The organism is Gluconobacter japonicus, assembly GCF_015244665.1.
GTDB classification, from domain to species: Bacteria; Pseudomonadota; Alphaproteobacteria; order Acetobacterales; family Acetobacteraceae; genus Gluconobacter; species Gluconobacter japonicus.
This window is the reverse complement of the sequence record NZ_JABCQN010000004.1, coordinates 60476-82034: the sequence shown is the minus strand read 5'-3', so window position 1 is coordinate 82034 and position 21559 is coordinate 60476. Positions and strand designations below refer to the sequence as shown.

General features: G+C 51.9%; 18 protein-coding genes. 4 read left to right on the top strand and 14 right to left on the bottom strand.

Features of this window, described 5'->3' with window-relative positions:
- Positions 1 to 4: 4 nt before the first annotated feature.
- From flhA to edd, 12 genes are all read right to left on the bottom strand, one after another.
- Complete coding sequence (gene flhA, locus HKD32_RS09715; protein ID WP_194257923.1) at positions 5 to 2158, bottom strand: flagellar biosynthesis protein FlhA; 2154 nt, start codon at positions 2156 to 2158, stop codon at positions 5 to 7.
- Positions 2159 to 2256: 98 nt separating this feature from the next.
- Positions 2257 to 2592: a flagellar motor switch protein FliN gene (gene fliN, locus HKD32_RS09710; RefSeq protein ID WP_026017461.1), complete on the bottom strand. Its 336-nt coding sequence runs from the start codon at positions 2590 to 2592 to the stop codon at positions 2257 to 2259.
- Between the two features lie 16 nt (positions 2593 to 2608).
- Complete coding sequence (locus HKD32_RS09705; protein WP_061932273.1) at positions 2609 to 3256, bottom strand: hypothetical protein; 648 nt, start codon at positions 3254 to 3256, stop codon at positions 2609 to 2611.
- Positions 3253 to 4266 (bottom strand): flagellar motor switch protein FliG, encoded by a 1014-nt coding sequence (locus tag HKD32_RS09700; RefSeq protein WP_010502237.1) that lies wholly within the window; start codon positions 4264 to 4266, stop codon positions 3253 to 3255. The genes HKD32_RS09705 and HKD32_RS09700 overlap by 4 nt, the downstream gene beginning before the upstream one ends.
- A 1-nt stretch (position 4267) precedes the next feature.
- Positions 4268 to 5935, bottom strand: a complete 1668-nt coding sequence (gene fliF, locus HKD32_RS09695; protein ID WP_061932271.1) for a flagellar basal-body MS-ring/collar protein FliF — start codon at positions 5933 to 5935, stop codon at positions 4268 to 4270.
- A 165-nt stretch (positions 5936 to 6100) separates the two neighbouring features.
- Entirely contained in the window at positions 6101 to 6844 is a 744-nt protein-coding gene (locus HKD32_RS09690; RefSeq protein WP_061932269.1) for a flagellar hook assembly protein FlgD, read from the bottom strand.
- 14 nt (positions 6845 to 6858) lie between these two features.
- Positions 6859 to 8199 (bottom strand): hypothetical protein, encoded by a 1341-nt coding sequence (locus HKD32_RS09685; protein WP_228118933.1) that lies wholly within the window; start codon positions 8197 to 8199, stop codon positions 6859 to 6861.
- Positions 8200 to 8303: 104 nt separating this feature from the next.
- Positions 8304 to 8657: a hypothetical protein gene (locus tag HKD32_RS09680; RefSeq protein ID WP_010502245.1), complete on the bottom strand. Its 354-nt coding sequence runs from the start codon at positions 8655 to 8657 to the stop codon at positions 8304 to 8306.
- A complete protein-coding gene (gene purH / locus HKD32_RS09675; protein ID WP_061932266.1) occupies positions 8654 to 10231 on the bottom strand; it encodes a bifunctional phosphoribosylaminoimidazolecarboxamide formyltransferase/IMP cyclohydrolase in 1578 nt (525 codons plus the stop codon). Before purH ends, HKD32_RS09680 begins: the two co-directional genes overlap by 4 nt.
- A complete protein-coding gene (locus HKD32_RS09670; protein WP_082905353.1) occupies positions 10228 to 10791 on the bottom strand; it encodes a metal-dependent hydrolase in 564 nt (187 codons plus the stop codon). Before HKD32_RS09670 ends, purH begins: the two co-directional genes overlap by 4 nt.
- A gap of 200 nt (positions 10792 to 10991) precedes the next feature.
- Positions 10992 to 11615, bottom strand: a complete 624-nt coding sequence (gene eda, locus HKD32_RS09665) for a bifunctional 4-hydroxy-2-oxoglutarate aldolase/2-dehydro-3-deoxy-phosphogluconate aldolase (protein WP_010502249.1) — start codon at positions 11613 to 11615, stop codon at positions 10992 to 10994.
- A gap of 11 nt (positions 11616 to 11626) precedes the next feature.
- Positions 11627 to 13474 (bottom strand): phosphogluconate dehydratase, encoded by a 1848-nt coding sequence (gene edd / locus HKD32_RS09660; RefSeq protein ID WP_062018811.1) that lies wholly within the window; start codon positions 13472 to 13474, stop codon positions 11627 to 11629.
- A 428-nt stretch (positions 13475 to 13902) separates the two neighbouring features.
- Between edd and HKD32_RS09655 the strand changes: the two genes are divergently transcribed.
- Positions 13903 to 14583, top strand: a complete 681-nt coding sequence (locus HKD32_RS09655) for a YfdX family protein (protein WP_061932506.1) — start codon at positions 13903 to 13905, stop codon at positions 14581 to 14583.
- 85 nt (positions 14584 to 14668) lie between these two features.
- On the opposite strand, the gene HKD32_RS09650 is transcribed toward HKD32_RS09655, so the two are convergent.
- On the bottom strand, positions 14669 to 16417 hold the full coding sequence (locus HKD32_RS09650; protein WP_082905352.1) for a Hint domain-containing protein: 1749 nt from the start codon (positions 16415 to 16417) through the stop codon (positions 14669 to 14671).
- Between the two features lie 471 nt (positions 16418 to 16888).
- Between HKD32_RS09650 and HKD32_RS09645 the strand changes: the two genes are divergently transcribed.
- The 3 genes from HKD32_RS09645 to HKD32_RS09635 all read left to right on the top strand — a co-directional run bounded on the left by HKD32_RS09645 (position 16889) and on the right by HKD32_RS09635 (position 20921).
- Entirely contained in the window at positions 16889 to 17278 is a 390-nt protein-coding gene (locus HKD32_RS09645) for a hypothetical protein (protein ID WP_061932262.1), read from the top strand.
- Between the two features lie 140 nt (positions 17279 to 17418).
- On the top strand, positions 17419 to 18711 hold the full coding sequence (locus HKD32_RS09640) for an HlyD family secretion protein (RefSeq protein WP_061932261.1): 1293 nt from the start codon (positions 17419 to 17421) through the stop codon (positions 18709 to 18711).
- 11 nt (positions 18712 to 18722) lie between these two features.
- On the top strand, positions 18723 to 20921 hold the full coding sequence (locus tag HKD32_RS09635) for a peptidase domain-containing ABC transporter (protein ID WP_010502259.1): 2199 nt from the start codon (positions 18723 to 18725) through the stop codon (positions 20919 to 20921).
- Between the two features lie 61 nt (positions 20922 to 20982).
- On the opposite strand, the gene HKD32_RS09630 is transcribed toward HKD32_RS09635, so the two are convergent.
- Positions 20983 to 21552, bottom strand: coding sequence for an NIPSNAP family protein (locus HKD32_RS09630; protein WP_010502261.1), 570 nt, complete (start codon positions 21550 to 21552; stop codon positions 20983 to 20985).
- Positions 21553 to 21559 lie beyond the last annotated feature (7 nt).

Here is a 21559-nt window from a genome sequence, read left to right as displayed (position 1 = left end):
TGCCTCACTGAATCACCCCTACGGTATATATCTTTGCCCGGGTTGAAATTTCAGCCTGAGAAAGAACCATAGTTGCCGGTCTGATCCGCTCGACAATCATCCGGACCGGGCGGCGGAAACCCCCTGCCACAAGAATAACCGGGTTTTCACCTTGACCAAGCGCCATATCGAGAGCTTGGCGCAACTTCCCTACGAATTCGTTAAGACGTGACGGAGGAAGTGCAACTTGGCGATCATCCGCCGGTCCAACCATATTTTCAGAAAAAACGACTTCCCAGTCCGGACTTAACGTCAAGATCGGAATATATCCTTTAGGCCCGGTCACCGCCGCACTGATCTGGCGAGCAAGCCTGACACGCACATGCGCTGTAAGAGCAGAAACGGATTTTTGACCCTGCCCACATCCTTCCTGAAGTGCTTCAAGAATACCTGACAGATCTCTTATCGAGATCCTTTCAGCAAGAAGTCCTTGAAGAACACGCTGTATGACACTGACGGAAACCTGGGACGGCACAAGATCAACAATCAGCTTTTGCTGGTCGCGGGGCAGTTCATCAAGAAGCTTTTGCGTCTCCGTGTAAGAAAGAAGATCAGACATATTTTCGCGCACGAGTTCAGTCAGATGCGTGATGATCACACTCGCAGGATCCACCACTGTGTATCCCTGCATAATTGCTTTTTCGCGCAAACTTTGATCAATCCAGAGTGCCGGTAAATTGAATGCTGGCTCCCGCGTCTGATCACCAGGCAAGTCAGGCAATCCCCCTTTGGGGTTCATGGCCATAAGGCGGTTTATCTGTACTTCACCATGACCAATTTCTATTTCCCTTATCCGCACAGAATAAGCATCTGCAGAAAGTTGAAGATTATCCTGAATTCTAACAGGGGGCAGAATAAACCCCATTTCTCCAGCAATTGTTCGCCTTAAAACCTTGATCTGTTCTGTCAGACGCGCACCATCGCCACTAGCAATCGATAAAAGGTTAAATCCAAGTTCAAGCCGCAGTAAGTCAACACGCAGACTGTCCGAGATCGGCGCTTCAGCAGACTGAGTGTTTTCAGGTAAACTGACAGCATCTCCATCGGAGTCCTGCTCCTGAATCGGAGATCGATATCGAAACCAGGCCCCAGCTCCCGCCAAGCCAGCAAGCGCGAGAAAAGGCAAAGCTGGCAGACCCGGCATAAGAGCCAGAACTGCAGCAGAACCTGCAGCCAATGCTAATGGCTTCGGATTACCGCCAAGCTGCCGAACAAGCGTGACATCTGCGGCTCCTTCGGTGCCTCCTTTTGTCACAACAATACCGGAAGCCGTCGAAACAAGAAGAGCAGGAATTTGTGAGACCAGTCCGTCTCCAATTGTCAGCGTTGTAAACGCCGATGCAGCATCAGAAACAGACATTCCGTGTCGGCCAATACCAATGGCCAAGCCACCAACAATATTGATCGCCGTAATAATCAAACTGGCAATAGCATCGCCTCGCACAAATTTGGCGGCACCATCCATCGCACCATAAAATCCGCTTTCTTCTTGAAGTTCTTTGCGCCTTTGGCGTGCCACTCTATCGTTGATTGCACCAGACGACAGTTCAGCATCAATCGCCATCTGCTTCCCAGGCATTGCATCCAAGGAAAACCGCGCCGCGACCTCGGCAATACGTCCTGAGCCCTTGGTAATTACCATAAAGTTCACCACCAGAAGGATGGCAAACAAAATAGCGCCAATGACAACATCGCCCCCCATAAGAAAGCCACCGAAAGCAGCCACAACGTGACCTGCCGCGTAAGCTCCCTCATATCCATGACTCAAAATAAGGCGTGTTGTGGCAACCTCAAGAGAAAGACGAAGCAGAGTCGTCAGCAATAATAATGTTGGAAATGACGTAAAATCCAAAGGTCGCGTAAGAAAAAGCGCGACCATAAGAACCAATACAGATGCAGTAACAGAAAGAGCTAATCCTACATCCAGAATAAATGTTGGAAGCGGCAAGACCAGTACAGACAGGAGCGCCACGACAGCAAGAGCCAGCCCAACATCTGACCCTGGAAGCCAACGCGATTGCCCTCGCAGCCAATTGGGGAGGGGAATTTTTTGGAAAGCATCAGAAATCGCCGGCATTTTCAGAACAGCAGGAAGATTACCGCGCGCGCTACCACTCATCTGCCTCTCTCCGCCACAAAAAAGACCGGAGGAATCTATTTTCACTCCGAATGTAAGAAGTATCCCCTCACAAATTTAATTATTCGTAAAAATACTGCCTAATTTTTCACTTTTTCGGATTTAATGATTTCTGTCATCGTTACGCCCAAACGAGATTCATCGACCATGACAACCTCGCCTCTTGCGATTAATCTATTATTCACCAGAATATCAATTGAATCTCCAATTTTACGATCCAGTTCTACGACAGCGCCACGGCCCAAGCGCAAAAGCTGGCTTACCTGCATCGTTGTTCTTCCAAGAACAGCACTGACCGTCACAGGTATGTCATAAATTGCCTCTAAATCATGAGCAAACCTAGGCGCCTCTGCTGTTTGGGAGACAACATGCTCAACATTATCTAGATCAAATTCTTTTTTCGTATCAGACATCATCAATACCCCAATTTATTCAATTTAATTTTCCAAATTCAGATATAATACTCTGAGCAATAACTCCTGCATCTCGAAATACTTTTCCTTCAGGCCACGAAAAGCAAAAATCCCCAGGAGCCAAAGCATCATTAACATGACAATCCAACTCCATATCTCCTGCTTTCAAACAAAGACTGGACAGATAATTGATTTCCTCTTCTCTCGCCTCTATGCGAATTTTTGCTAATCGCTTAAGTGAAGGGAGAATTTTATTCATAACAGCATCACGCTCTTTTACTCCAATACTTTTTAGCAATGATGGAAACAACGCAGACATTTGAGAAATCAATACCGTAACAGCTTCTTCCGATATTTTTCGGACCACATTTTCGGACTGAGCATTCAATCGGTCGATAAAATCCAGTGTCTTATTCTCAAGACTCTGATGCCACTCTTTTTTTTCAAGCGCCAAACGCCGCTGTTCTTCGCGCCTGCCTGTTTCTTCCCCCAAACGTCGTGCTTCTTCCAAATCATCTTCGGTATAAGATGGAGACAGAACTTCCGGCCTATCATCATGCTCTTCAACTTCGATCACCGGGACGTCGTTGAAAGCTGGCAGATCAAAATCTTCCGCGTAAAGAACGCCAACAACCCGATCTGATCTTTCGTAGTCCATCGTAGTCATAGAAGCATCTCATTACCTGCTTGCTCCTGATCTACAAGCTCAATTTCCCCACGGTCCAATAGCCCCTTAGCTATACCAACAATCTCACTTTGCGCTGCATCCACATCCTTGATACGCACCGGCCCCAAGGCTTCTACTTCGTCCATAAGAATACGTCCGGCCCGCTCGGACATTGCCGCGAGAAATGCACTCCTAAGCTTTTCGCTTGCGCCCTTCAGAGCCACAGGAAGAATTTCTCTAGAAATCTGGTTCAACAGCACCATAAGTCCTTCAGGCGGCACCTGAGCCAATTCCTCAAATGTAAACATGAGGCTTTTGATACGCTCGGCGTCATCATGACTGCGTTCGTCAAGGGCAGTCATGAAACGTGCTTCCAGACGACGATCAAAATTATTGAAAATATCTGCAAGGACTTCATGACTGTCGCGATGAGAACCTCGAGGCAAATTCGAAACAAATTCCGACCTCAACGTCTGCTCAACGCTATGCAGAACTCCTTTCTGAACATTTTCCATCTTCAGCATGCGCGTCATAACATCCAGAGAGAAATCCTCCGGAAGAAGTGATAGAACTTTTGCTGCATGAGCCGCCTTGATACGACTCAATACAACAGCAACTGTTTGTGGATACTCATTACGTAAATAATTTGCCAAAACGGACTCAGAAATATTACCCAATTTATCCCACATAGTCCGCCCGGCGGGTCCACGGATTTCTTCCATGATAGCTGCGGCCCGGCTCGCCGGAAGGGCATTCTTCAGAAGTCGTTCAGTTGTCTCAATATCGCCAATCAGCACTTCGGAAGACCCTAGGCTTCGACTGAATTCGTGACAGACGCTTTCAACAGTTTCAGCCGAAACCATTCCAAGCTGCGACATGGCGGAAGAAATCTCCCGAATTTCTTCTTCATGCATCTGCTCGAAGAGCCGCGCGCAGTTTTCTTCGCCTAGCGCCATCATAAGAATGGCTGCCTTCTGAGCGCCCGTAACGGCTTTTTCCATTCCAATCATTTCAGCGCCCTTCCTGCTGAGGCATGAGCCAACTCCGCATCAAAGCAATGCTTTCCGTCGGATGCGTTTCGACCAGATCCACAACCTTCTGCACCGAAGACGCACGAATTCTGCCCGCCACCCCATTAACAGTGATTGTTTCTTCTCCATCCTGGAGCTCAGCATCTACAATATCGTATGGAGCGTTGATCAAGCTCGCGCTCTGATTTCCATTGGCGCGGTTGGCAGGCCCCGCAAGGGCAAGCCCTCCTGCCCCCACATCCGAAGACAATGCAGCAACATTGTTAGCACTGGCTGCTGTCACCGGGCTCAGCAATGGTCGCACGACAAAAAAGAGAACCATCAGAAGACACAAAGAGAAAATACCAAAGCGAATGGCTTCCATTTCATTCGAGCGATTGAAGAGCCCATTCATGAAACCCGTTGAAGCGGCAGGCATCGCCGCATCCAGATCAGAAAACTGCATGGACATGACCGTAACAACGTCCCCACGGGTCTGATCAAAACCTATGGCGCTCTTTGTAAGAGCTGTCAGGCGCTCTAGTTCTGCTTGACTACGCGGTTGCCAAAGATGCTGACCTTTCGGGTCTGTCTGATTAACCCCATCCACCATCACAGCAACACTAATCCGTGCTATACGCGGCTGGTCTTGCACAAGTGTGCGAACCTTCTTGCCGATCTCATAATTGTCAGTCTGTTCCTGTCGGCTGCTCTGGCTGCCATTCTGTGGCTGGCCTGCATTGGCGTTCGGCAGGTTGTTAGCGACCGTCGTATTATTTGACGCCTGCGTATTAATGTTCTTCTCGTTCTTTGTTTGCTGCGACCGAAGAACCTGCTGATCAGGGTCGTAACTTTCCTGGGTTTCTTTGACGTGATCGTTGTTCATTGCGACGGTGGCATCAACACGTACACGGCCAATACCCACCGAAGCTCCCAGCATATCCTCCACTTCGCGCGAGATACGCTGCTCCAACGCCTGACGCTGTGCTTCAGCCGTCTGGTTACTATCCAGCCCACCCCCACCTTGGCGAAGAAGAACGTGCCCACGATTATCCACGAGAGAAATATTCTTGGTATCAAGACCAGGAACGGCAGCAGAGACCAAGTTTACCACCGCTGCTACGCTTTCTTCATCTAGGCGGCGTGCACCATCCATTGAGAGCAGAACACTTGCCTGCGCCCCCTGTTCATCAGTGGAGAAAAGTTCCCGATGACGCAGAACCAGATGAACACGTGCATTTCTGACGCCATGAATCAAGCGAATAGAACGCTCGAGTTCACCTTCCAGCGCACGGGTTTCGTTAATTGTCTGTTCAAACTGGGTCGCGGTGAAGCTGTTGCCCTTATCGAAAATTTCATATCCTACAGAACCGCCAGAAGGCAGCCCGTTTTTAGCGAGCAGGAGACGTGCTTTAGCGACATCTTCGTCCGGAACCATGATCGTGGCTCCCTGATCCTGAAGATGGTAAGCAATATGTTCTTTGGAAAGCTGATCTACAATTTCGCCAGCTTCCCGTGGGTCCAGATCCCGGTAGAGAAGCGAATTGGCTGAGTTTGTTCCATGCATGACCAGCACACCCAGAAGGATCAGCATAGCCGCCCCCACGCCTCCGAGTGCGGCCAGCCGCGGCAGACCAAGCTGCTTAAGGTTTTCCAGAAAAGCCTTCACTGGCAGTTCCGCCCTGTAAAGGCAAAACCGCCTGAAACTCTACCTGGCAACAGCACTCTGCCCACCAACATGCGTGTCACCTTTAACGCTGCGATCATTGAAGAGCATTGTGACGGGGAAAGATTAACGCCTACTTAAAACGAAAGCATTTTCCTCACCGAGTGGTCACGTTCCCGAAAAGCCCTCAAGATTGCTCAACGCAATCGACGTATCTCCCATCTGCACATTCAGTCCGCTGGATGTGCGCGTTAGCCCCGTGACCGTACCGGAAACTGTTGTCGAAAGAGCTGTGGCACTTCCCGACGTATCCGTCCCCTCTACAGCAACAAAATACTGCCCGTCTGACAGCTTGGTGCCACTGTCACTCACACCATCCCAAGACCAGGAATTTATACCGACCTGCGCTGTCACAGTATCAGTCTTGACCACCTGACCATTTGAATCCGTGACGGCAATCGCAACAGGGCCAGCTACTGCCGCAGTAAAGCTCATTGAACCATTCCCATTCTGCAATGGCAGAGAGGACGATGTTGCTGTGGTTGTTTTGCCGATCAACCCGATACCAGATGTCATCTGGGTATCCTGCGTGGCCGAAATCAGACTGGTCAGATTGGTGTTTGTCTGTACCTGTTGCTGAACACCTGCGAACTGAGCCAATTCACTGGTGAAGCTGTCTGTACTCGTCGGGTTACTTGGATCCTGATGCTGTAGCTGAGTTGTCAGAAGTGTTAGGAACTGATTGAAATTCCCAGCCAAAGAGGAGAGTGCAGCACTTGCAACGCTACTCGCCGTAGACGTCGACGAAGCCGCACTGGATGTTTGCGATGCAGCATTTGACTTGGCCGCAGAAACTGCCTGACTAAGAAGCGAGGTTGTGCTGCTAGACGTGGTACTGACAGAAGACACCATAAAAAAACCTTCCTTCAGGCTGTCAGATCAACAACGCTACGAAGCATTCTTTGAGACGATTGAATGGATGCTTGTGTCGTGTTTCTGGAAATTGAAGACGATGTAGGATGCTCGGCATCCTCTGTTATCGAATGTCTTTCCTGAGCAGATCCATTCTCAGAATTCTGAGAAAAATTACCCATCAGGCTTAACGTCAGATCCGTTGGAATAACGGGCTGATCCGTCGAAATTGGAATGATACTCTGGTTCAACGTGGCAAAAAGACTCTCTTTGCCATCCGCCAGAGATTGAAGAACATCAGGGTTTTCAGCGCGGATATGAACATGCCGCTCGCCGTCTTCAGCCTCCTCAATGGAAACATGAACTCTCCCGCTTTCTCCCAAAGACATCTCGATTTCCGTATTGAGACGGCGATCGGCTGAAGCATGGGAAATGATCGGCATATCCTGTACGAGAGCAACACGAACCTCAGAACGCCCAGACACCGGTTCGTTAAAATGCGTCTGTTCTTTACGGCCATTCGTCACATCAGAAATTTCCATACGCGGATGCGGAACAGAAGCATCTGAAAGCGATGAAACAGTTTCAGAAAACGACATATTTTCCTGTTCTGAACCTTGTTCAGACACAAAAAAATTATCCTCAGGACTCAGAGTTTTTTCTGCTAACAGATCATTTGAAGCGACAGAGGAACTTATGGTTTCCTCTGAAGGCAATGTCATCGCCAGAGCCCCGCCCCCAAGTGCCAAGTTTTGTTTCAGGACACTTTGAGAGAGCGAAACCTGCTCGCTCTCGGCAGATATTTGCGTCGTAAAATTGCATGCCTGATCAGAGGCACCTTTGTCAGCAGAAGACGCAGAAATATTATCAACATCCACAGAAGGCGTTGAAGGATCGCTCTGCAGTCCCTCCTGTCGAGACGATGGTTTGCCCTGCATAGGCTCTTCACTCAATACCGAAGAGCCTGTTGCTATCGGAGCCAATGACCTTTTATCCGCCCCACTCTGAATGGACCGGATATCCGCTCCTACCTCTGGAGTTGCGGAAGCCTTCCGATTAACCTGAGAACCCAACCCAACCCGATTTTCGCGGCCTGAACTTACGGCGCTCTGGTTTTTGTCAGTTCGAGTGATACGACGCGTTTCTGCGGATGTATCTGGATCTTTCTTCTTTACGTCCTGCACCACATTCTTTCGTGCAGGTCTATTTACGGACGGTTCTTCCGCAGTGTGAATGTAGCTCTTGAGAAAATCCTGAAATCGCTCTGTAGACGCAAGTTGCGCTCCTACAGAAACAGATGCCCAGTTCTGCCCCTCTCCCACATGTGTGGAGGGTAGAATTTGTGACAATGCCAAGCCCTCCCCGACTGCGAATAACGGACACTCGAGGAGGAGAATTGCATACCAGATGTAAAGAAAAGGTTTACGAGAACCCTCTTGATAAAAGGGGTCTCACGAACTCAGTTCTGAATGTGATCATACCCCGGCGACCCTGGAAAAGGACCGCGCGCCACTGTCGCAGGATTAGGGCAAACAGGCGGATTGCCATCCAGAGCAAAAGCCTGAACCATGTGAGTAGACTGAGCTACTAGACCGCGAACAGCCAAAGGCTGCGCCAGTCGAACATTTGCCAAGAGTTCTTCTGGCAGGATGACTGTTGTCCCGTCCCTCAGCAGAACACCGTTTGGCGTGATGCGAGAGACAATACCCTTCGTAACTGGAAGCGGCGACATGTCATAAAGACAGGGCGCAGCCTCAGCGACTATGGGAGCGGAAAGAGCCAGCAGAAGACTGGCGATAGGAAGAATTTTCAATGCCGGAAGTGCCTCATGCCTGTGAAGACCATGGCAATACCCGCCGCATCTGCAGCATCGATTACCTCTTGATCGCGAATGGAACCACCGGGCTGGATCACAGCGACAGCACCGGCAGCGACAACGCTTTCCAGACCATCCGCGAAGGGAAAGAATGCATCCGAAGCCGCCACAGACCCCTTGGTCAAAGGTGCCGCTTCACCCGCAACGTCTGCTGCATCCTGGCTCTTGCGCGCTGCAATGCGTGCGCTGTCGACCCGTGACATCTGGCCGGCACCAATACCAACAGTCGCGTTATCGCGTACATAAATGACGGCATTGGACTTAACATGCTTGGCCACACGGAAAGCGAACAACAGATCCTTCATTTCCTGAGCGCTCGGCGCACGTTTGGTGACTACCTTCAGATCCTGTTCCGTCACACGGCCCGCATCGCGGCTCTGTGCCAGGAAACCACCCGCCACTGAACGGAACGCCAGTCCTTCCGCTGTCGGATCGGGCATACCACCTGTCAGCAGTAGGCGCAGATTTTTCTTGCGCGACAGAATTTCGATGGCCCGCTCGTCTGCATCAGGCGCCACAATCACTTCCGTGAAGATAGAGCTGATCCGCTGGGCAGTAGCCGCATCAAGAGTGCGGTTCACCGCAACGATACCACCAAACGCTGAAACCGGATCACACCGCAGAGCAGCGATCCAGGCGTCTTCCAGAGTGGCCGCAGAAGCTACACCACATGGATTAGCGTGCTTCACAATGACAACGGTAGGCGCATCGAATTCTGCCACCGCTTCAAACGCAGCATCCGTATCATTCAGGTTGTTGTAGCTGAGTGCCTTGCCCTGAATCTGACGTGCCGTCGCAATCCCTGCCCGTGTGCTGCCATCCCGATAGAAAGCAGCTTTCTGGTGCGGGTTTTCGCCATAACGCAGCAGTTCGTCCCGCGAACCACTCAGTGTCAGAACTGGCGGAAGAAGCTCCCCTGCCCGCTCTGCAAACCAGCGCGAAATCATGCCGTCATAAGACGCCGTATGCGCATAGGCAGCGCCCGCATAATCCCGACGTTCGCTCAGATAGGTTCCACCAACTTCAAGCGACTTTACGAAGTCACCGTACTGATCCGGTGATGTCAGGATCGCGACGTGCCCGAAATTCTTGGCTGCCGCACGGATCATGGCAGGACCGCCAATATCGATATTCTCGATGCAATCCTCGTCACCAGCACCGGACGCCACTGTCGCCGCGAACGGATAAAGATTGACGCAGACGAGATCGATTGGGGCAATGCCGTGTTCTTCCATCTGGCTCAGATGAGCCGGAAGATCGCGACGCCCCAGAATGCCACCATGTACCTGCGGCACCAGCGTCTTGACGCGACCATCAAGGATTTCAGGGAAGCCGGTATGTTCGGAAACATCCTTGACTGTCAGGCCCGCCTCACGCAGCGCCCGTGCCGAGCCCCCCGTCGAAAGCAGTTCTGCACCGTGGGCTGCAAGTGCACGCCCCAGGTCAATCAGTCCCGTCTTGTCAGAGACGGAGAGAAGGGCGCGACGGACGGGGAGTCGGGTCTCAGTCATGATGGAACTGCAATATCCTTCAAAACATGTCCATGCAACCGCTGGTGATGCATGGCGGGAGGGGCATGACCCAGGAAAGGATCACGGCCCGCGAACCCTGCCCACCCCAACAAAAACAAGGTAGGCAGAAGAAGCATGATCTCACCCACGCCGCCCGTACGGACGTAGGGCCAGAAAGACAGTCGGGAACGGCTCAACGGCGCGAGAAGCTGGCAACCACCGGTAGGCAGATCAGCCGCAATATGTGTGGCAGCGCCCAGAAGGAGGGCGCCCATCGGTCCATACAGGGCATCCTTGCCCATCGTCGCGGAAACCAGACACGAAGCCAGAAGCAGGACCACGCCAGAATGCGTCAGTCCACGATGACCTACCGTTCGAGCCAGAAAGCGGGACAGGAGTTTCACCCTCGCGCCAAGCATTGAGCGTTCCGTATCAATATCGGGCAGCAAACTGCCGAGGAGCCCCGTACACACGGAAAGCGGCTCTGATGCAAGAATGTGCCAGCGCATGGCACAGAGTACGGCGAAACCACCGATCAGGAGATGAGAGCGTCCAGTCACGCGCTCTTATGATCCGCTTCATCGCTTCAGAAAAGAGATAATCCCTTATTTTTTCACGATAAATTCCTTAAATACCGTAAAAGGGCTCATTATGATGTTCCTAATCCGTTCATGGCGCGCGCCCAGCACTGTCGCAGCAATAAAAAAAGGCGATCCGGTGTTTTTCCGAATCGCCTTTGTCTTCACGAACAGTCTGCCTTTTAGCTCTGACGCAGCAACGCAGCAGCCGTCGCACGCTGCGTGACGGTCTTGGCATCAAACTCGCCAGCCGTAATCCAGGAGCCGCCAACACAGGACACCGATGGAAGGGCAAGCCATTCCGGTGCGCTCGCTTCCGTAATGCCGCCCGTCGGGCAGAAACGGACATTTCCGAACACGCTCGCCAGGCTCTTCAGAGCCGGAATGCCGCCATTGGTCACAGCCGGAAAGAACTTGAACCGTGTCAGGCCCAGATCCAGACCCCGCATGATGTCGCCAGCATTCGCCACTCCCGGAAGGAACGGCATATCATGGTCACGGGCCGCATCTGCCAAAGATGCCGTCAGACCCGGACTGACGATGAAACGCGAGCCTGCCTTGACCGAACGCTCCAGATCCGTCGGGTTCAGAACCGTCCCTGCACCGACGAAGGCCCCATCCACCTTGGACATTTCTTCAATTACTTCGAGCGCACAGGGCGTCCGCAGCGTGACTTCAAGCGTGGTCAGACCACCGGCAACGAGTGCCTCTGCGAGCGGACGGGCCTGTGCCACATCATTGACCACCAGCACCGGAATAACCGGGCAGCGGGTCATGACGGCATCGAGTTTTGCGGTATCAGTCATGAAAATCGTCCTTAGTGAAGATCATCGCCAACGGTTTCGATCACGCGGTCCATCTGCGCCAGCATGGCAGACGCCCCTGCCTCGGCCGGATCATGCACCGAACGCATCAGTGCGAACAACTCACGGCCCGTCCCAAGTGCTGGCGGCGGCGGCGGAACGACATCACGCGCATCCCACTCAGCCGCATCCACCAGAACCTCGATCTGGCCCGTAACAGCACAGACGCGGATCATGTCACCGTCCCGCACTTTCGCAATCGGACCGCCGACCTGAGCTTCCGGCCCAACGTGAATAGCTGCCGGCACCTTACCGCTCGCACCAGACATGCGACCATCCGTCAGCAGCGCAACCTTGTAGCCACGATCCTGGAGCACACCGAGGGTTGGCGTCAGCTTGTGAAGCTCCGGCATACCGTTGGCTTCCGGCCCCTGAAAACGCACCACCACAACAACGTCCTGCTCCAGTTCACCATTCTGGAATGCTGTCGCCACGTCATGCTGATCGTGGAAAACGCGCGCAGGAGCCTCAACCGTCAGATGCTCTTCGGAAATGGCGCTGCTCTTGTAAATGCCGCGTCCCACATTGCCCTTCATGAGCTTGATGCCACCATCCGCCTTGAAGGGGGCACTCACCTCCCGAAGAATATCCCGATCCAGTGACGGCTTGGCGTGCGTGTACACCACTTCATCATCCTGCAGGCTGGCACGGCAGGCATAGTCGGCGAAACCGCCGCGGGAAACCGTCATGATATCCGTGTGCAGCAGACCAGCGCGGGACAATTCGGCAATCACGGTCGGCATGCCACCAACATGATTGAAGGCATTCACGTCTTCCGACCCGCTCGGATAAACACGCGTCATCAACGGCACAGCAGCGGACAAACGGCTGAGATCTTCCCAGTCAATGATGATACCCGCCGCACGCGCGATCGCTGGCAAATGAATCGTATGATTGGTAGAGCCCCCTGTTGCCAGAAGCCCAACTGCCGCATTCACAATGGCCTTTTCATCCACGCACTGCGCCAGCGGGCGAACATCTTCACCATTCAGGCTGATTTCTGCCAGACGGTGAATGCTGGAGCGCGTCATTGCCTGACGGAGCGGCGTATTTGGATTGATAAAGGCGGAATCCGGCATCATCAAACCCATGATTTCAACCATCATCTGGTTTGTGTTGGCCGTACCATAGAACGTGCAGGTTCCAGCACTGTGATAGGACGCGTTCTCAGCCTCCATCAGACGATCCTGCCCGACCTTGCCCTGAACATAGAGCTGGCGGATCCGCTGCTTTTCCTTATTGGGAAGCCCAGACGGCATTGGACCAGCAGGAATGAGAATGGTCGGCAGATGGCCAAAACGAAGCGCGCCCATCAGAAGACCCGGCACGATCTTGTCGCAAATGCCAAGCAGAGCAACGCCTTCAAACATGCCATGGCTCAGCCCGACAGCCGTGGACATGGCAATCACGTCGCGGGAGAACAGGGACAATTCCATGCCCTCCTGTCCCTGCGTCACACCATCACACATGGCAGGCGCACCACCGGCGACCTGAGCCGTCGCACCAACTTCACGGGCGAATAACTTGATCTGGTCCGGATAGCGGCCATAAGGCTGATGCGCGGACAGCATGTCATTGTAAGTCGTCACGATCCCAAGATTGGTGCTCGTGGGGCGCATGAGCTCCGGCTTATCAGACGCGGAAGCAGCGATAGCATGGGCGAGGTTTCCGCAGGCCAGTCGGGGACGTGAAACGCCCTTCGCCCGGTTCCGCTCCATCAGAGCAAGATAACGGCGACGGGAGACTTTCGAACGCTCGATAATCCGGGCGGTCACACTCTCGACGACGGAATTCAAAGACATTGGAACACTCGCTGCTCGACTGACACACGCGCTGCCAGACGGAAAAAAGCTCTTTCCGCTGCAAGACACAGCCTCGTGAAGGGGCTCTGTTCATACGGAACCAGCCCCTCAACGGCAACCACCATCTCATCAACTTTGGTGAAAAAGTTTTATTTTATTTCTTATCGTTGAGTTTTTTCTTTCCATTTAGAACATAAAATCCATAAAAAAATTAAATAAAATACCAAGAAAAGTCATGCAGACATTTTAAAAATCAGACATTTTCCAATGACGCTCGCTACAAAATCAAATAAGAACAAAAATAGACAGAAATAATTCGTACAAAAATAATCCTCATTACAGACAAAAAATAAATCATCTTTCAATTGAAAGAGCCCTAAATCCCCTTACATATGAGTGGAATATACCCGTTGATTATGGATTTTTCTATGAAACTCTTGCTTTCCTTAGCCACATCTGCAGTTTTAACATTCTCAACACTCCCCGCTCAGGCTTCTTCTCTCCATAAGGATTGGGAGTCTTTTAAAGCGCATCGGGCGTTTCATCATCTGTCCAGCGATGGTCAGCACACCATGACGGATCTTCTGAAAGCCCGCCAACTTCTGTCGGCCGGCCAGACCGACGCTGCCATTCCCGCTCTTTATGATGCGCAAAAGCGTCTTGCCGCAGCCACAAAGGCCAGTCAGAAATTTCAGGCCGCTGAAAGTGACCTCCATACCGCCCCTGGTCATCCGGCATCCCCGGAACATCACGTTTCTACAGGCCAGATTGACTGGCTACCCGTAGGCGGCGAATTCATTGCTAGTGAAACCCTTGCCCCAGAGCAAAAAGCCGCTGTTGAATCCGCAAATACGCAGTTAAAGAACGGCGACACAGCCAGCGCCGCACAGACGATGAAAGTCGTCGGTCAGAATGCAGACTTCATTCTCGCACTTGCCCCCATCGCGCCGTTTCAGGGCGCTATCAACCGTGCGACAGTCTTCACAGAAGGAAGACATCCACAGGAAGCTTTAGAGGCTCTCAACGAAGCGCTGAATTCCATCATATTTGTTTCCGAAGACTTCGTAACAACCATGGTTCCCAACAACACACACCCAGCTGCCAAGTAATTTTTCCCGCTACACACCAACTCATAAAAAAAGGCGACACACCAAAAGATGTGTCGCCTTTTCCGATTTAGCCTCGAAAGAGCAATCAGGCAAACAGCGCCTGAGCATCCTCTGCACCATCAATAACGAGGTACGGGCCAGCTCCCACAATTTCCATCGTCAGGATGCTGCTGGCCTCCGCTGCACTCTCGGGAAGAGCGAGAAAGGCATAACCCGTTGTCCAGCGATGCGTGCCTTCAGGGGCATTCCAGCCAGAAAACTGACGATCCAGGTGCGAAACAATCTGCCGCTGACCACTATGAGTCGTCGCCAGATGCACACCACCAACAAGGACGCCAAGTTGACGACGATCATCCACGAACGGACCAATCGTATCAGAAGGACGACTGGCACGTGACACCAGATGAACACCACGCGTTCCTGGCGGCAACATGAATGACACACACGATCCAACTTGGCGTAGCGCGTGAACCATTACACCTTCGGTCGTGACCAGGTGCAGATCAGCATCATCCGTCACCACAGGAGCGCCCTGCTCACCAAAACCCTGCTCAATGGAGCGTGTAGCCAAAGCCGCATGAAGAGGCTCAACAACGTCCCGGGCAGTCGTAAGAGGCGCCGCAGCATCCGCCCACGTTTTCGCTCGCAAGGAAATGACATTGTCACTTCCGTCAAAGATGTTCTTGTGCCCCGTATCCAGAAAAGACTCGGTCGCACAATCATTTGCAAAAATCACAGAGTGATCTGATGTTTCGATATGATAATAAAAAAAGCTGCTCTGGCTGCGATCGTAAGCAATCGAACCGCCATTAACGAGCATGCGAACCGGAACGAAACCACCATTCACAAACAGGCTATGCTCCGACGTGACAAACAGATCATGCGAAGGAACACCTTCTGATAGAGCCCCGGCGGCAATACGAACCGGATAACCCGCTTCATCAGCAGGACACCCGGCACGCGTATAAGCAAATTTTCGGCCGGTCCAGATGATCTCACGCGCTACAGATTGCCCGTCAACCAGCGCAGCAACCCGGTCACCAACCAGAATGTCTTCAACGGCCTTTTCAGAACCATCAGCCATTCGGATCATTGCACCTGCCAGAAAGCAGACATACACATCCGAGCCCGTATCCCCGACAATGTATGCACCATCACTCGTCTCGCGTGACGGCAAAGTCGCCGCCTTTTGCTGCAGAACAGAGCTATTTGACGGGACAAGAACCTCAAACCCCAGATGGCCGCTACTGTTGCTGCCAGCAGGTTTGAACGCCTTGTTATAGATCATTTCAGATCCATTACTGGTGCTTGTTCCAAAGGTACCAAGGACACGTACAGAACCGTCGCTCGCGACACCCTCAGCAACGATACTCACCGCGGTATTAGGTTTATCGTCACTCGTAATCAGACCATCGATAACCGCAGACTGAATGGACTGCCATGTCCATGTCGTCTGCCCAACGCCTGCTTTACCCGGGTTGTAATCGCTATAAACCCACTTTGGCGTTGCATCCAGCTTCAGGGATGACCCAGAAACACTCATGTTGATTGTACCGTTAACATGAGCCTTAGAAGCAATTTCCAAGTAGGCACCGTTAAGATTAATGCCCCCACTAGCATTATTTGCAGCGTTGTTGGTTACAGCTTTTCCAATCGTTACACCGTCTGGAACAATATAGTATTTCCCAGCCTGAAGAGTAATCGTTCCCGTATTACCGGAGAGGATATAAGGATCAGCCTTTATCCCGCTCCCACCACTTGTAACGGGCGCTGAAGATACTGCCCGCGCCATGGCAGTTGTGGAATTGTCACCGGTTTTTTTAGGAGACGACATATTTATTTCCCTTCACATATTTCAAAACTAGGTCAGGGCAACAGAAAGAAACCTTTCGTCACGCACATAACTGATAGCGTTAATTTTTTTTGAATAAAGAGTTAATGTAGTAAAAGGGTATTTTTAACGTTTTTTTATCGAATAAAATTCATATTTAACCATTTTTTTGCAGATTTAAATTTTCTTCTTCCAAACTAACCTTAATAAAATTCTCGTTTTTGGCGGAATAATGCGGTTTTTTGAGTAATTTTTTCCATATCGATTCTTTGTGTTCGAAAAATATTTTCATTTTCTGTCATTTTAACGATTTATTATCTTTGGGAATCTCTTTCAGTACTATGATTCAACACAAAACTGCTGTCGGTTCTTATATTCTCCTGTGATTGAGTAATTTTTTCAATAATTCTCAATAAAGCTAGGTAAATATTAAATTTACAGCGCAATACTTAATAATCCTAAGGATTAATATCAATGTCATCCCTGATAGAACTCTCCTCTTCAGAATTAAATCAGGTATCTGGAGGCTGCATTGGATATAATCATAATTTTGTAGGCTCTGTTTCTCTTAATTTTGGCTGCAACTATTCAAATTACGCCTCTTTTTATTCAACAAAATTAGGCGCATACAGCGGGTATCTGGCTGGCGTCTATAACGTTTTTGCTGATTTGGCTCAGTCAGCAAGCCAGTCCGTTATCGCGACAGATATCAAAAACATTGCGTCTTATGTCCAGCTGGGCGCCCAGATCGGGGCACAAAATGCAACAAACGGCCTCTCTATTTACAAAAGCGTCGTAAGTGCAATTTCGAACTCCCTGTCCAATGGTGGTACAAAAATTACATTTCCACCTTCCGTAGACTGATTTTTCTATTTCCCTGGACTTCGCCATAGCAGAACGAAGTCTCCTGTCCTTAAAGGCTCTCCGTTAAATGCCGGAGAGCCTTTAGTGTTATCTGGGCACTTTTACTTTCTTTTCATTTATTCTGGTTCATATCGTTACCCATGAGTTCTCTTTTCCGCCGTGAAGCCCTGGATGCCCGTCGTGACGCATGGCTTGGCCGGGTCCAGATCAGTCAGCCCCTTCCCGTGCGGATTGTGGCCTGGAGTTGTGTGGCACTGACATTTGCAACAGCACTCCTGCTCATATTCGGTACCTACACCCGCCGCGTTCACGCAACGGGACAGGTCATGCCCAAAAGTGGCCTTTTGATACTTGGCGCCATTCAGCCCGGAACGATTTCAGCTATCCACGCGACAGAAGGACAACACGTCCGGAAAGGCGATGTGCTCTTCACAGAGGATCTGGAAACAACATCCCTGACCGGGCCAACCCAGAAGCAGGTTCTGGCAGATCTTCTGCGACAGAAAACGCTTCTTGAGAACCAGCACACCCTGCGTGAAAAATCCGCTCCCATTGAGCATCAGGCTCTTTTAAACCAGATCCAGTTTCTGACGCGCCAAAGGGAACAGATCTCCGCACAGCTTTCCAATGACGAAAGTGTCCTGCCACTGGTGCAAAAAGCGCTCGCGAAAATGCAAGGGGCACAGAACAATCATCTGATTACAGAGACCCAGTTCCAGAGCCAGCTTTACACCTATGCGCAGCTTCTCAGTTCCCACGCGCAGGCCCTTCAGTCTCGCACGGACGCAGAAAGCAAGATTTCAGACCTCGCCTCCAAGCTTGCCCGGTTTGATAGCGAACTTTCCCACGACCTGAATGACTTGGATAAGCAGATTGCCGCCATCGATCAGCAAACTGCCGAAAACGAAGGCCGTCGCAGTAATATTGTTCTTGCTCCGGAAGACGGTATCCTGACGGGTGTCCGGGGTTATCTTGGAGAACAGGTTGCAGCAGGCACACCTCTCGTGACCCTTCTGCCAACAGATCAGGCTCTGCAGATTGAACTCTACGTCAACAGTGCTTCGATCGGATTTCTTAAAGAAAACGAACCCGTTCTCCTGCGCTACGATGCGTTTCCTTATCAGAAATTCGGTCTTCATCACGGTCATATTGCGGAAATCACGCATGCCCCCGTCACCAACGGGGCACAACAGACACCCCGCTCTGCTCAGGACAACGACCAGAAAAACAGCTCTCCGCAGGACATTTATCGTATCCGCGTCCAACCAGATCAGGCTTATGTCGAGACCTACGGAATACGACACCCGCTTGAAGCGGGCATGACGGTCTCCGCCGATATTGCGACAGACCGCAGGCATCTTTGGCAGTGGCTGCTTGATCCTGTCATCAGCGTCCGTAACACCCTGACCACCACCACTATTGGCCCGCGATAAGGAGAACCCGGATGCTGCGTGATCTCCAGTTCGGCTTTGGCCGCCATGTCCCAGTCGTTCTTCAGTCCGAAGCTGCGGAGTGCGGCCTTGCCTGCCTCGCCATGGTCATGGGGTATCATGATCACCCCATTGATATTGCTACTTTCCGTCGGCAGCAGGGAACATCGTCTCAAGGAACCACGCTGCGGGAAATCGTAGGGGTTGCAGGTCGTGTAGGCCTCAACGCCCGCGCTGTCAGGCTGGAAATTGAAGACCTCAATAAGCTGACACTACCATGCATCCTGCACTGGGGCATGAACCACTTTGTGGTTTTAACCGAGCAGCGAAAACAGACAGTCATTATTCATGACCCTGCCATAGGTCGGCGCGAAATCGGTTCGGAGGAATTGTCACGGGAGTTCACTGGTGTCGCGCTGGAAGTCACACCGACTGAACGTTTTGAGCGAAAAGATGAACGCAAAACCCTACGACTAAGGGACATGTTCCGCCATGTTTCAGGCCTCAAACCTGCGCTTGCCTACCTTTTTGCGCTCTCCTTAGGCTTAGAAGTTATCGCTCTGTTTTCACCGATGGTCAGTCAGATCATCATTGATGAAGTGCTTGTCACAGGCGACCACGATCTTCTTACGACCGTCGCCTGCGCCATGGTCGTGCTCCTGTTGCTCCAGATGCTGGTGGCCAGTGTTCGAAGCTGGGCGGTCGTCATGTTTGGCAGTCGCGTCTCCCTGAAATGGAACAGCTCGCTTTTCGAGCATCTGATACGCCTGCCGCTGGACTATTTTGCACGCCGTCACATCGGAGACGTCATTTCCCGTTTCGGGGCGCTGTCTGCCATTCAGCACACGCTGACCACCGATCTCGTGCAGACCATTCTGGATGGTATCATGGCTGTCGGGATGGGCGTGATGCTGTTCCTTTATGGAGGCTGGCTCGGCGTCATTGCCTGTATCGCCATGGGGCTGGACATCCTTCTACGCCTGACGACCTACGGCACCTATCGCCGCGCATCGGAAGAAGCCGTCGTACAGGATGCAAAAAGCCAGACGCATTTCATCGAAACGCTGCGCAACATGGCCACCGTCAAGCTCCTGAACCTCCGGGAGCGCCGCCAGACCGCGTGGCTAAACAGCGTCATTGATTCGATGAACATTCATCTACGGCTACAGCGCTTCGATCTGATTTTTGGCCGCCTCGCCGATATGATCTTCGGTGCAGACCGCCTGATCATGCTGGTTCTGGGAGCCAATATGGTCATGCGCGGGCATATGTCCGTCGGTATGCTTGTGGCATTCCTGTCCTACAAGGACCAGTTTGCAGGCCGGATCAGCAGCCTTATCAATACCGGCTTCAAGCTCCGGATGCTGAGCATCCAGACGGATCGTCTCTCGGATATCGTCATGAGCGATCCCGAACCTCAAGGCATCCCTCTGCCTTCGCCATCGTCTCATGAGACAGGCCGCGGTACTCTGGCAGTCCGCAATCTCTCCGTACGCTACAGCCCTGACGGACCCTGGATTTTCCGAAACCTGTCCTTCGATATTCCTGCCGGACAGAGCGTAGCCATTGTTGGTCCTTCCGGCTGTGGCAAAACGACGCTTCTGAAAACTCTCATGGGCTTACAGGAGCCCAGTGAGGGAGAAATCTTCATGGACGGCTCGGAGATCCGCAATCTCACACTGGATGGCTACCGTTCCCAGATTGCCGGCGTACTTCAGGATGATGGCCTGTTTTCCGGCTCAATCGGAGACAATATCTGCGGTTTCTCCGAAAGCCCTGATCAGACACTGATCGAAACCTGCGCCAAACGGGCCGCTATCCATGAGGATATCCAGCGCATGCCCATGCGGTATGAATCTCTTGTCGGTGACATGGGATCCAGCCTCTCTGGTGGTCAGAAGCAGCGCGTCCTTCTCGCCCGCGCGCTTTATCGCACACCACAGATCCTGTTCCTTGATGAAGCGACCAGCCATCTGGATGAAGCCACCGAAGCAAAAGTGGCCAAGGCACTGCGGCAGCTCAACACGACACGTATTATGGTTGCACATCGCCCCGCAACCATCGCCCACGCAGATATTGTGTTCCGCCTCACAGCAGAGGGTCTAAAGATTGAGCGGGAAAGCCATAGTCCCGTGAGTGACGCACAATCTGCAACGTCCAAATTTGTCGGGCTGGGCCAGTATGCTCAATGGACACAGCCCGCAGCTGGATAAGGCATAAAAAAACCGGCCCGCATTCCTGCAGCCCGGTTTTTTCCCTAAATCAGCGTGAACCTTAACGCCAAGCAGATCCTGGAAGCGGAACAAGAATTTCATTGTCCATCTGCGTCAGAAAAGGCGCAACCTTGGGCGGCCACGTCCCTTTTGCAACTGCAGCCGCGCGAACTTCAGCACGCTGGTTCAGATCTACATAAGGCCACAAATGGGCAAAACGCGGAGTCCCTTCAAGCGAGACCAACGTACACGTCAATGCCGAAAGCTCTGTCCGTTCCGGGACGGCAGCCAGAAAACGCTCTTCCAGATCTGCCATACCATCAGGCGTAGCTTCATAGCAGCGCCATTCATAGACAGCACCATAAGTTCCCGGCTCGGCGACAGGTGTAATCACGCGCCAGGACGTCACTTCAACCCGAACCAGATGCTCGTGCGGAAGAGACGCCAGCAGTTCCGGACGTCCTTCCAGAAGGTCAGCATAGGTTCCAGCCGTCCGGAACAGTGTGATCCGGTTGAGCCGACCGATCTCCGTCACCCACGCTCCGGTCCCTTCGAGACCAGAGAGCGCAGAAACAACCTGCGGGACGTGTCCGACCTGAACATCCAGAAAGACAGTTTCTGCGTAACTCATCGCCATG